Origin of the sequence: Pedobacter sp. R20-19 (assembly GCF_000708265.2) — a bacterium.
GTDB lineage: Bacteria > Bacteroidota > Bacteroidia > Sphingobacteriales > Sphingobacteriaceae > Pedobacter.
The window spans coordinates 477018-490341 of sequence record NZ_JCKI01000002.1 but is presented as its reverse complement, the minus strand read 5'-3'; the positions used below and the strand labels follow the sequence as shown (position 1 = coordinate 490341).

The 13324-nt window shown below is 37.8% G+C and carries 9 protein-coding genes; all 9 read right to left on the bottom strand.

Annotation, left to right across the window (positions count from 1 at the left end):
- Positions 1 to 3: 3 nt before the first annotated feature.
- Positions 4 to 1299, bottom strand: coding sequence for an SGNH/GDSL hydrolase family protein (locus AN34_RS05925; protein ID WP_029283259.1), 1296 nt, complete (start codon positions 1297 to 1299; stop codon positions 4 to 6).
- An 11-nt stretch (positions 1300 to 1310) separates the two neighbouring features.
- Positions 1311 to 2534 carry an OmpP1/FadL family transporter gene (locus AN34_RS05920; RefSeq protein WP_029283257.1) on the bottom strand — a complete coding sequence of 408 codons (1224 nt, stop codon included), beginning with the start codon at positions 2532 to 2534 and terminating at the stop codon, positions 1311 to 1313.
- A 69-nt stretch (positions 2535 to 2603) separates the two neighbouring features.
- Positions 2604 to 2915 carry a DUF3467 domain-containing protein gene (locus tag AN34_RS05915; RefSeq protein ID WP_029283255.1) on the bottom strand — a complete coding sequence of 104 codons (312 nt, stop codon included), beginning with the start codon at positions 2913 to 2915 and terminating at the stop codon, positions 2604 to 2606.
- A 69-nt stretch (positions 2916 to 2984) separates the two neighbouring features.
- Complete coding sequence (locus AN34_RS05910) at positions 2985 to 3230, bottom strand: hypothetical protein (RefSeq protein ID WP_051666263.1); 246 nt, start codon at positions 3228 to 3230, stop codon at positions 2985 to 2987.
- Between the two features lie 93 nt (positions 3231 to 3323).
- On the bottom strand, positions 3324 to 7610 hold the full coding sequence (rpoC, locus tag AN34_RS05905) for a DNA-directed RNA polymerase subunit beta' (RefSeq protein ID WP_029283251.1): 4287 nt from the start codon (positions 7608 to 7610) through the stop codon (positions 3324 to 3326).
- A gap of 86 nt (positions 7611 to 7696) precedes the next feature.
- On the bottom strand, positions 7697 to 11500 hold the full coding sequence (rpoB, locus tag AN34_RS05900; RefSeq protein WP_029283249.1) for a DNA-directed RNA polymerase subunit beta: 3804 nt from the start codon (positions 11498 to 11500) through the stop codon (positions 7697 to 7699).
- A 157-nt stretch (positions 11501 to 11657) separates the two neighbouring features.
- A complete protein-coding gene (rplL, locus tag AN34_RS05895; RefSeq protein ID WP_029283246.1) occupies positions 11658 to 12035 on the bottom strand; it encodes a 50S ribosomal protein L7/L12 in 378 nt (125 codons plus the stop codon).
- 64 nt (positions 12036 to 12099) lie between these two features.
- On the bottom strand, positions 12100 to 12621 hold the full coding sequence (gene rplJ / locus AN34_RS05890) for a 50S ribosomal protein L10 (RefSeq protein ID WP_029283244.1): 522 nt from the start codon (positions 12619 to 12621) through the stop codon (positions 12100 to 12102).
- Between the two features lie 2 nt (positions 12622 to 12623).
- Complete coding sequence (rplA, locus tag AN34_RS05885; RefSeq protein ID WP_029283242.1) at positions 12624 to 13322, bottom strand: 50S ribosomal protein L1; 699 nt, start codon at positions 13320 to 13322, stop codon at positions 12624 to 12626.
- Positions 13323 to 13324: the final 2 nt, after the last annotated feature.

Genomic DNA, 13324 nt, shown 5'->3' with positions numbered 1-13324 from the left:
ATGTTATTTTGAATCTGGAAATTTCACACCCCTGTATTTGGTAATATCAATTGTTGGAATGGTTGAACCATATTTAGCATTAATCGCATCAACAAATACATTGGCTATGGCAGCATTTCCACGTGGGGTTAAGTGTATACCATCTAAAGAAAAAGCACCACCTGTAATAAATGCGGCATTAATGTTTATACCTTGAATAGAAATACCTGCTTTTACCGTATTAAAGTAGGTATAAGTATCGGCAAGAGCCAACCCTTTACTATTCGCAAGAGATTTAATGGTACTGTTATAGCTATTTACATAATCTTTAACTTTTACTACTTCATCTTTATCTAACACCCAATTATTGGCTATTGGATTTCTAGGATCTAAACCATAAAAATAACCTGCGGCATTAGGCACAGCAAATAATCCAGCTGTTTGAAATGGCAATCTAATTAAATCTTCACTGGTTGCAGCCCTTACCGTTCCGGTACCTGTTTGAATATAAATCGATGCAGCTGCAGGATTAATTGCTTTTGCAGCAGCCAATAAAGCTGCAGGCGTTACTGTATTAAAGTAAGGTACAGCCGTAACATCCGGAATGGTTGCAACTACACCTTTTTGTCCGCCAGCAGTTAAAATATTAAGCATATTGGTATACAAGAAAGAGAAAGTTGCTTTTTCAGTAAGCACAGTTGTCGCGTCAGTAGTAACACCACCATTTAGCGCATAACCAAGCGCATCATTATTACCCAACCATAAAGAGAAGAAAGTATGATTTCTTCCTTGAATATAAGCTGCGTAATTCACTTTGCCAACCTGAGCATCCGTAAGCAAACGCTCAAAAAACATATTTGCAGCACTAAAGGTAAAGGTTGGATCGAAAGCTAAATCCAAACGCATTCCTGGAATGCCTAAATTTTGAATCTCTCCCGAATACTTAGCCAGCTTGCCTGGTGCAACATAAGCTGTACCTGTTGTAATCTGGCTAATGGTTGGGCTACCATTAGTTAGTGCAGTTAAGCTTGCATAACCTGATCCATTGGCCTGAATATCACTAAAAAATGGAGAAGTAAAACTTCCACCACCAACTGTAGCCATTTGAGCCGCCAATAAGTTTGGATAAGCCACTTTCTGGCCTTCCAAATATAAACCGCCATCAGCATAGCCAGAGGTTAATGAATTACCTATGGCAATATATTTACTAAAATTTGCTGTGCCTGCTGTTGTAGCTGCAGGTGTTTCAATTTCAGGTTTACAAGATGCTGCGAACAAGATGGTAGCAGCAACAAGACTATTGAATATAATTTTTTTCATGTTGATATCTCCTACCATTTATAAGTTAATGAAAGACCTGGTGCATATACCAAAGTTTTGAACGTGCCGTCTAATCCGGTTTCTATATTCTTTTGCTGACGTGATTTTACATCTTCAAAAAAGAAAGATGCATTAAGCTCAAAATGGCTGGTAGGTGCATAACCAACACCTGCACTTAAAATATAACGATCAGCATCCGGTGCTTCCGGAGTAACGTAGCCATCCTGAACTGGTGAGAATGCGTAACCAACTCCAGCTCTTAAAGCCAACTTTTCTGATGCCTGGTGGTTAATTCCCATTTTAAATGATGAACCATCGCGATAATTACGAGCAGATCGGGTATCTGCAAGGGCTGAAGTATTCACAGCATAATCAAAGGCAAGCTCCTTATAAACATGCCATTGTACCCAGCTGGCATCAAATGCTAAAGTTGTACTTTTTGATAAAGGAACACCTATACCTAAGGTTGTTGTTGATGGTAAAGGCAATTCAGCATTAAATGTATTGCCTGCAGGAAATGAAGTACGTAATGATTCTGGTACATCAAATGTTGCTGTACCATCATTTAACTTCGTAATTACTTTTGATTTGTGTACAACAGCGAAAGTGATATTACTTAATGTTTTAATGTATAAACCTGCATTCCAGCCGTAACCACTGCCTGTGCCCTCTAGTGTTGCATGACCAGATCTTCCGTCAGGATAATTAACAGGTAATGCTCGTTGTAGATTAACCTCTCCATGGTTATATACAAAACCTGCTCCAATACCAATGTTTTCAGTAATTTTTACACTTAGTGTTGGCTGGAAATAAATCGCTTTTAAGTTTAAAGACGTTAAGGCATATCTTCCAGACCACTCATTACCCCAATCTACTAAACCACCGAAAGGTGTATAAACACCTAATCCTAGCTTCCATTTATTTGATTTAGGTCCCCAAACTGCATAAGCCTCAAACGGGGGTGCTATTTTATTTTTAACATTCTCTGTAATATTCGATCCCGTTTGTTTAAATGCAGATTTAAACAACAACGGATTTACTCCGGCAGAAATAGAGTTCTTCTCCAGAAAAGAAACTGCTCCGGGGTTATAAAATACCGAAGCCTCATCCAAAGCCAATGCAGATCCTGCACCAGCCATTCCAATCTGCTTTTGCCCTTGTAAGTTAACCTGGAAACCCTGTCCAAACACCCATAGCGGGACAGAAAGTACTGCGCTCAATAAAAGTTTTTTCATTTTTATATATGGTTATACACAAATATATATTATGCAGGCATAGCAAGCAAATATTTGGAGTAAGAATTATTAAGCTTGTGCAGTTGGTCCACCAAAGCCCATAGGAAATGGAGGTTCTTCCTGTGTTTTGATTCGGCCGTTTATAGCTTCAAATTTTTGAATATTATCATCCAATGCAGATAATAATCGTTTAGCATGTTCGGGCGTTAAAATAATCCTAGATTTTACTTTAGCTTTAGGAATGCCTGGCATCACACGGATAAAATCCAATACAAATTCCGTATTTGAATGAGTAATGATGGCCAGATTAGAAAAAATACCTTCAGCAATTTCTTCCGATAGCTCTATATTTAATTGATTTTCGTTTTGTTGTTCTTCCATAATAGATCAAAAATAAAAAATTCCGCCGTGAATAGGCAGAATATATAAAGTAAACCTTAATATATAGAACTATTTTTTGATAAACATTAATATAAAGCCAAATGTAACTACTATTTGACCAATCCAAAATATAAACATCCACTTTATGATTTCTGCTTTGGAATTGGCTAAATCTTCTTTAGTGGTCAGAATTTCTCTTTTATTATCAAATTCAGATTTAACTTCCTCCTTGACAAAAGAAACCAACTGCTCAGCTTCCTGTTCTCCAAGTTTGGCTTTTAAAATCTGAAAAAGTTGTATTTCTGTAACGCTCATTATTTTATTTTTATATAAAACTACAAAATCTATTCCAAACAAAAAAGTCCCCCACTTTTGGTGGAGGACTTAATTTTAAGCAATTTAAAATGATTAAGCTTCTACTTCTTCTTGTTTCGAAGCCAATAATTTATCGTATTCTTCTTGAGAACCAACGATGATTCTTTCGTAACCACGTACACCAGTACCTGAAGGAATTAAGTGACCAACGATCACGTTTTCTTTCAAGCCTAACATATTGTCGCGTTTACCTGCAATCGCCGCCTCATTCAATACTTTCGTAGTTTCCTGGAACGAAGCCGCAGAAATGAACGATTTAGTACCCAATGATGCTCTTGTAATACCTTGTAAGATAGAACTTGCTGTAGCTGGTCTTGCATCTCTTACCGTAATCTGTTTTAAATCTTTACGTTTCAATTGAGAATTTTCATCTCTTAATCTACGTAATGAAATAATCTGACCTGGTTTGATTTCATTTGAATCACCTGCATCTTCCACAACTTTCTTATCGTACATGGCATCGTTCTCGTCAGCAAAATCCCAACGGTCAACAGCATTGTTTTCTAAGAAAATAGTATCACCCGGATCTTCGATGTGAACTTTCTGCATCATCTGGTGAACAATTACCTCGAAGTGCTTATCATTAATTTTCACACCTTGCAAACGGTAAACCTCTTGAATACCATTTACTAAGTATTCCTGAACCGCTGCCGGACCTTTAATTGATAAGATATCTGCTGGTGAAATTGAACCATCTGACAAAGGCATACCTGCTTTCACAAAGTCATTATCCTGTACAAGGATGTGTTTAGACAATGGAACAAGATATTTTTTAACTTCACCATCTTTAGATTCGATCGTAATCTCACGATTACCACGTTTAACACCACCTAAAGTTACCACACCATCAATCTCAGTTACTACAGCTGGATTTGAAGGATTACGTGCTTCAAATAACTCTGTTACACGAGGCAAACCACCCGTAATATCTCGGGTTTTACCAGTAGCACGAGGAATTTTAGCAATAATCTGACCAGTTTGGATGGCTTCACCTTCATCAACTGAAACGTGGGCACCTACCGGAATGTTATAACCTTTGATAAATTCACCTTTCTTATCAACAATCTGAACAGAAGGGTTTTTAGTTTTATCACGAGTATCAATAATTACTTTTTCACGGTGACCAGTTTGCTCATCTGATTCTTCACGGAAGGTAACACCTTCAATAATGGCATCAAATTGCGCTTTACCGGCAAATTCTGAAAGAATAACCGCGTTGTACGGATCCCATGAACAAATTTTGTCGCCTTTTGATAACTTATCTCCTTCTTTAACAAATAAGAATGCACCATAAGGAATATTATTGGTTACAATGATACGTCCGGTTCCTGGCTCAACAATTTTGAACTCACCTGAACGACCCAATACAACCTGAACTGTACCTTCTTCTGTTTGTGTATCTACAGTACGAATGTTTTCAAACTCGATAACACCATCAAATTTTGCTACGATGTTTGATTCTGCAGCAATGTTTGATGCAGTACCACCCACGTGGAAAGTACGAAGGGTTAACTGTGTACCCGGTTCACCGATTGATTGTGCTGCAATTACACCAACTGCCTCACCTCTTTGAACGCGTTTACCAGATGCCAGGTTACGTCCATAACATAATGAACAAACACCCCTTTTATTTTCACAGGTTAATACCGAACGAATTTCGATACCTTCTAATGGAGACTCTTCGATTAGTTTTGCAACCTCTTCGTTGATATCTTCACCAGCACCTACTAATAAAGTATTATCTAATGGATTGTAAACATCGTGCAATGAAGTACGACCTAAAATCCTGTCATATAATGGCTCTACAATATCTTCCTGATCTTTCAATGCAGTAGTGTACATACCCCTTAAAGTACCACAATCTTCTGAATTTACGATCATATCCTGAGCAACATCATGTAAACGACGAGTCAGGTAACCCGCATCAGCCGTTTTTAACGCCGTATCCGCCAAACCTTTACGTGCACCGTGAGTAGAGATAAAGTACTCTAATACCGATAAACCTTCTTTAAAGTTTGATAAGATCGGGTTTTCAATGATATCACCACCTGAACCAGATTTTTGAGGTTTCGCCATCAAACCACGCATTCCGCAAAGCTGACGAATCTGCTCTTTCGAACCACGCGCACCAGAATCAAGCATCATATAAACCGAGTTGAAACCTTGGTTATCCGAAGATAACTGGTTCATCACGAAAGTGGTTAACCTGTTGTTGATACGGGTCCAGATATCAATAATCTGGTTGTAACGTTCGTTGTTCGTAATGAAACCCATGTTATAGTTGTTTCTTACTTCTTCAACTTCGTTAGCAGCCTGCTCCAATAAAGTATGTTTTTCAACCGGAATGTTTACGTCTTGTAAGTTGAACGATAAACCACCCTGGAATGCCATACGGAAACCTAATTCTTTGATATCATCCAAGAATTGAGAAGAACGAGCCATACCAGTCATTTTAACTACCTCACCGATAATATCTCTTAACGATTTCTTAGTTAATAATTCATTGATATAACCTACTTCCTCAGGAACCATCTGGTTAAATAAAACCCTACCTACTGTAGTTTCAGTGAGTTTATTAACGATAGAACCATCGGGTTGTTTAACATTTACCCTTACTTTAATGAAAGCGTGTAAATCTAACTCTTTCTCATTGTAAGCAATAATTACTTCCTCTGGAGAATAGAAGTTGGAATCTTGTCCTTTAACCACTCTGGTTTCATCAGTTCTACGGCCTTTAGTAATATAATAAAGACCCAAAACCATATCCTGAGAAGGTACTGTAATTGGCGTACCGTTGGCAGGGTTTAAGATGTTATGTGCAGCCAACATCAATACTTGGGCTTCCAAAATTGCTGCATTACCTAGCGGTAAGTGGACAGCCATCTGGTCACCATCAAAATCGGCGTTGAATGCAGTACAAACTAATGGGTGTAACTGGATTGCTTTTCCTTCAATTAGTTTTGGCTGGAAAGCCTGAATACCTAGTCTGTGTAAGGTAGGTGCACGGTTTAATAATACCGGGTGACCTTTTAATACATTTTCTAAAATATCCCAAACCAATGGATCTTTGCGATCAACGATTTTCTTAGCAGATTTAACTGTTTTTACCACACCACGCTCAATCATCTTACGAATAATGAACGGTTTGTAAAGCTCAGCAGCCATATCTTTAGGAATACCGCACTCGTGTAATTTGAGGCTAGGCCCTACAACAATTACGGAACGAGCTGAATAATCCACACGTTTACCTAATAAATTCTGACGGAAACGACCTTGTTTACCTTTCAGGATATCTGAAAGTGATTTTAAGGCACGGTTACCTTCAGTTTTAACCGCGTTAACTTTACGTGAGTTATCAAATAACGAATCAACAGCTTCCTGTAACATCCGTTTTTCATTACGTAAAATTACCTCTGGTGCTTTAATCTCGATCAACCTTTTCAAACGGTTGTTACGGATAATTACACGACGGTATAAATCATTTAAATCTGAAGTAGCGAAACGACCACCTTCTAATGGAACTAAAGGACGTAATTCTGGTGGAATAACCGGAACGATTTTAACAATCATCCACTCTGGGCGATTCTCAATACGGGTATTAGCACCACGGAAAGCTTCAACAACCTGAAGACGTTTTAAAGCCTCATTTTTACGTTGTTGAGAAGTTTCATTTGCAGCCTGGTGACGTAAATCGTAAGATAAAGTATCTAAGTTGATACGTTTTAATAAATCTTCTAACGCTTCAGCACCCATTTTGGCGATGAATTTATTAGGATCTTTATCGTCTAAGTATTGGTTTTCTTTAGGTAATTTATCTAAAATATCTAAATATTCTTCTTCCGTTAAGAAGTCCATATAGTTGATACCTTCCTCAGCCATTAAGCCTGATTGGATTACTACATAACGCTCGTAATAGATAATTAAATCTAATTTTTTAGTAGGAAGACCTAATAAATATCCGATTTTATTCGGTAACGAACGGAAATACCAGATGTGAGCAACAGGAACCACCAAAGCGATGTGTCCCATACGCTCACGACGTACTTTCTTCTCTGTTACTTCAACACCACAACGATCACAAACAATACCTTTATAACGGATACGTTTGTATTTACCGCAATGACATTCGTAATCTTTTACCGGACCAAAAATACGCTCACAGAACAAACCATCACGCTCAGGTTTGTAAGTACGGTAGTTAATGGTTTCCGGTTTCAACACCTCACCGCTTGAACGTTCCAGAATAATTTCAGGAGACGATAAGCTAATCGTGATTGATGTGAAATTGCTTTTTAATTTATTATCCTTTTTGTAAGACATATGCTTTTGTTTGTAGTAGCAAGTACTTAGTATTGAATATCAAGAATGATTGCCCATCTTGATACTCGATACTTTATACTTAATACTTAGTCTAACGTAATATCTAAACCTAAACCGCGTAACTCATGTACCAATACATTAAATGATTCTGGCACACCTGGAGTCGGTAGGTTTTCACCTTTAACAATGGCTTCGTAAGTTTTGGCCCTTCCGATCACATCATCCGATTTAACGGTTAAGATCTCCTGAAGAATATTAGCAGCACCAAATGCCTCTAATGCCCAAACCTCCATCTCACCAAAACGCTGACCCCCGAATTGAGCTTTACCACCCAATGGTTGTTGTGTAATTAATGAGTATGGTCCGATTGAACGGGCGTGCATCTTATCATCAACCATGTGACCTAATTTCAGCATGTATATAATACCAACTGTTGTAGTCTGATCGAAACGCTCACCAGTTAAACCATTATATAAGTAAGTTTTTCCTGATGCAGGAACTCCTGCTTTGGCAATCCACTCTTCAACCTCTTGGTGTGTAGCACCATCAAAAATCGGCGTAGCAAATTTTACACCTAATTCCTGACCAGCCCAAGCCAAAATAGTTTCATAGATCTGCCCCAGGTTCATACGTGAAGGTACACCCAGTGGGTTTAACACAATATCAACCGGAGTACCATCAGATAAGAAAGGCATATCTTCGTCACGTACAATACGTGCAACAATACCTTTATTACCGTGACGACCCGCCATTTTATCACCTACTTTTAATTTACGTTTTTTAGCTACATAAACTTTTGCCATCTGTACAATTCCCGATGGAAGCTCATCACCTACACTGATCGCAAATTTATCGCGTTTGTAAGCACCAAGTTCTTCGTTAACACGGATACCGTAGTTGTGAAGCAACATTTTAATCATCTCATTTTTGTCGTCATCAGTAGTCCATTTGTTAGGGCTAATGTGAGCAAATTCAAGATCTGCTAAAATTTTCTGCGTGAATTTAGCACCCTTAGCAACCAATAATTCCTTGTAAATATTAAATACACCTTGTGAGGTTTTTCCATTTACGATAGTGAATAATTTGTCAACTAATTCTGCTTTTAGTTTTTCAGTGATTTGAGTATATCCTTTGTCTAATTTCTCAATTGCCGATTTCTCTTCAGCTTTTGTAGTTTTCTTAGCACGGCTGAATAATTTAGTATCAATTACTACTCCCTGGATAGAAGGAGGAGTTTTTAAAGACGCATCTTTAACATCACCAGCTTTATCACCAAAAATAGCACGTAGTAATTTCTCTTCAGGTGAAGGATCTGATTCACCCTTAGGCGTAATCTTACCAATTAAAATATCACCTTCTTTTACATCAGCACCTACACGGATAATACCATTTTCATCAAGGTCTTTAGTAGCCTCTTCAGAAACGTTCGGGATATCTGGTGTTAATTCCTCTTCTCCACGTTTCGTATCACGTACTTCTAATTCAAACTCTTCAATATGCAATGAAGTGAAAACGTCATCACGAACAATACGTTCGTTAATTACAATCGCATCCTCAAAGTTGAAACCTTGCCAAGGCATGAAAGCCACTTTTAAGTTTCTACCTAATGCCAACTCACCATTTTCAGTTGCATAACCTTCGCAAAGAACCTGTCCTTTAGTAACTTTCTGACCTTTCTTAACGATTGGTTTTAAGTTGATACAAGTATTCTGGTTGGTTTTTTTGAACTTAATTAAACGGTAAGTTTTGCTATCACCTTCAAATGAAACTAAACGATCATCTTCGTTACGCTCATATTTAATGGTGATTTCGTTAGCATCTACATATTCTACCACACCGTCACCTTCAGCATTGATCAAAGTTCTGGAGTCACGAGCAACGCGACCTTCTAAACCTGTACCAACAATCGGTGCTTCAGGACGTAACAATGGTACGGCCTGACGTTGCATGTTCGATCCCATCAAAGCCCTGTTCGCATCATCATGTTCTAAGAACGGAATTAACGAAGCAGCAATTGAAGTAATCTGGTTAGGCGCAACATCCATTAAGTCTAATTTCTCAGGCTCAATAATCGGGAAGTCACCCTCATAACGTGCTTTAACGCGTGGTGTAATAAAGTTACCTTTATCATCATATTCTGCATTGGCCTGAGCAATGGTTTTACCATCTTCATCTTCTGCAGATAAATAAATAACGTCTGAATCAACAACTACTTTACCATCTTCAACACGTTTGTATGGTGTTTCGATGAAACCTAAATTATTGATTTTTGCATGCACACAAAGTGATGAAATTAAACCAATATTTGGTCCCTCAGGTGTTTCAATCGTACATAAACGACCGTAGTGAGTATAGTGAACGTCACGTACCTCGAAACCAGCTCTTTCACGTGATAAACCACCTGGGCCTAAAGCTGATAAACGACGTTTGTGTGTAATCTCTGCCAATGGATTCGTTTGATCCATAAACTGAGACAACTGATTCGTACCAAAGAAAGAGTTAATTACCGATGATAACGTACGGGCGTTAATCAAATCAGTTGGCGTAAAAACCTCATTATCGCGAATATTCATACGCTCACGGATGGTTCTGGCCATACGGGCTAAACCAACACCGAATTGTGCGTATAATTGCTCACCTACCGTACGTACACGACGGTTTGATAAGTGGTCAATATCATCCACCTCCTCTTTAGAGTTAATTAATTTGATCAGGTATTTAACAATAGCAATAATATCAGCTTTAGTTAAAACCTTTACATCATCAGGTGTATTCATTTTCAATTTACGGTTGATGCGGTAACGACCAACATCTCCTAAATCGTAACGTTTATCCGAGAAGAATAAACGATCAATGATACCACGTGCAGTTTCCTCATCAGGTGGTTCTGCGTTACGCAAAGCACGATAGATGTTCTCAACAGCCTCTTTTTCAGAGTTTGATGTATCTTTTTGTAATGTATTATAAATAATGGTATAATCGGCCTGGCTCGCACCATCTTCCTTAGAAAGGATAATGGTTTTCACACCAGCTTCAATAACCATATCGATGTGTTCGTCTTCTAAAACGGTTTCTCTTTCAAGAATCACTTCATTACGGTCGATAGAAACTACCTCACCTGTATCTTCATCTACAAAATCTTCGACCCATTTCTTTAAAACTCTTGCTGCAAGTTTACGACCGATATATTTCTTTAAACCTGATTTACTAACCTTTACTTCGTCAGCAAGATCAAAAAGTTCTAAGATATCTTTATCAGAATCATAACCAATAGCACGTAATAAAGTGGTAACCGGGAATTTTTTCTTACGATCGATATAAGCATACATCACGTTATTAACGTCTGTAGCAAATTCGATCCATGAACCTTTGAAAGGAATAACACGTGCAGAATACAATTTGGTTCCGTTGGTGTGACGGCTTTGGCCGAAGAACACCCCTGGAGAACGGTGTAATTGAGAAACGATAACACGTTCTGCACCGTTAATTACAAATGTACCTTTTGGTGTCATATACGGGATAGTACCTAAGTACACATCCTGGATAATGGTTTCAAAGTCTTCATGTTCAACATCGTTACAAGAAAGCTTTAGCTTTGCTTTTAATGGAACATTGTAGGTTAATCCACGCTCAATACACTCGTGTATATCATAACGTGGCGGATCAACAAAATAATCAAGAAACTCTAAAACGAAGATGTTTCTTGAATCTGTTATTGGAAAGTTTTCAGCAAACACTTTAAACAAACCTTCGCTAGAGCGATCGTCTGATGTGGTATCTATCTGGAAAAATTCTCTGAATGATTGCAATTGCACATCCAGAAAATCCGGATAGTCTATAATGTGCTTACTAGTTGCAAAATTTACTCTTTGTTCGACTGTCTTTGCCAATGGACTAAAAGATTTTAGTTTAAGAATAAACTATTTGTATGGTTCAGGTTTGAAACATTCTCATTAACCAAACAAAATGAGATGTTTATAAACAGGTAAAGACACCGACATTTTCAGTCGGTGTCTAATACATTTTTAGCTTAGCTAAATTAAGTGATTACTTAATTTCAACTACTGCTCCAGCTTCTTCTAATTGTTTTTTAAGAGCTTCAGCTTCGTCTTTAGAAACACCAGCTTTTAATTCTTTTGGTGCGCCATCAACTAAGTCTTTTGCTTCTTTCAAACCAAGGCCAGTTAAGTCTTTAACAAGTTTCACAACTGCTAATTTAGCGCCACCAGCTTCTTTTAAGATAACATCAAATGATGTTTTTTCTGCAGCAGCAGCAGGTGCATCACCACCAGCAGCAGGACCAGCAACTACAGCAGCAGCTGCAGGCTCGATACCATACTCGTCTTTTAAGATTTGAGCTAATTCGTTAACTTCTTTAACGGTTAAGTTTACTAATTGCTCAGCAAACGATTTTAAATCTGCCATTTTATTAAGATTTTAAAAATTTACGTAAAATAATTTTGTTTTATTTGCGAACTTAAGGTGTTCGTTAACCTTCTCTTTCTTGTAGAGTTTTAACAATTCCTGCAATTTTGCCTCCGCTTGATTTAAGCGCAGATACAACATTTTTCGCTGGTGATTGTAATAAGCCAATGATATCGCCAATAAGCTCTTCTCTCGATTTTAAGCTTACTAAGTTATTCAATTGGTCATCGCCAACATAAACTGATGAATCTATAAATGCTGCTTTAAGCAAAGGTTTATCAGAAGTTTTTCTCAAGGTTTTAATCAACTTAGCCGGAGCGTTTGCTGTTTTTGAGAATAATAATGATGAAGAACCTTTAAGGGCTTCGTATATCTCTGAAGCATCACCATCTAAACCTTCAATCGCTTTGCGGATTAAAGAATTTTTAGCAACCTTCATTACGATATCACCTTCGAAACATTTGCGGCGGATGTTATTGATCTGCTCAACAGAAAGGCTTGATGTATCAGCAATATAAAAATTGCCAAACTCTTGCATTTGTCCTTGTAGTTCTAAAACTACTTCGTTTTTTTCTTCTCTGTTCATGATTAGATCCCCGCTACTGATTTAGTTTCAATTGCAATCCCAGGACTCATTGTAGAAGACACATGAATGCTTTTAAAATAAGTTCCTTTTGCAGCAGATGGTTTTAATTTAGAAATTACTTGAATAATTTCAAGTGCATTCTCATAAATTTTGTCTGCTGGGAATGATACTTTTCCTATCGAGGCGTGTATGATACCCGTTTTGTCTACTTTAAAATCAATTTTACCCGCTTTAACCTCAGTTACAGCTTTACCAACATCGTTAGTTACTGTTCCTGATTTTGGATTAGGCATTAAGTTCCTTGGACCTAAAACACGGCCCAATTTACCTACCTTAGCCATACAAGCTGGTGTAGTGATAATAATGTCTACATCGGTCCAACCACCTTCAATTTTAGCAACATACTCGTCTAAACCTACGAAGTCTGCGCCAGCTGCTTTTGCTTCTTCTTCCTTATCAGGAGTTACTAGAGCCAAAACACGTACAGTTTTACCTGTTCCGTGTGGTAAAGTAGCAATACCACGTACCATTTGATTCGCTTTACGCGGATCAACACCTAAAGATACATCAATATCAACTGATGCATCGAATTTAGTGGTAGTGATTTCTTTTACCAAAGCAGCAGCAGCCTGTAAAGTATAAGCTTTACCAGCTTCTATCTTAGCATGTGCCTTTTTTTGATTTTTAGTTAATTTCGCCACTG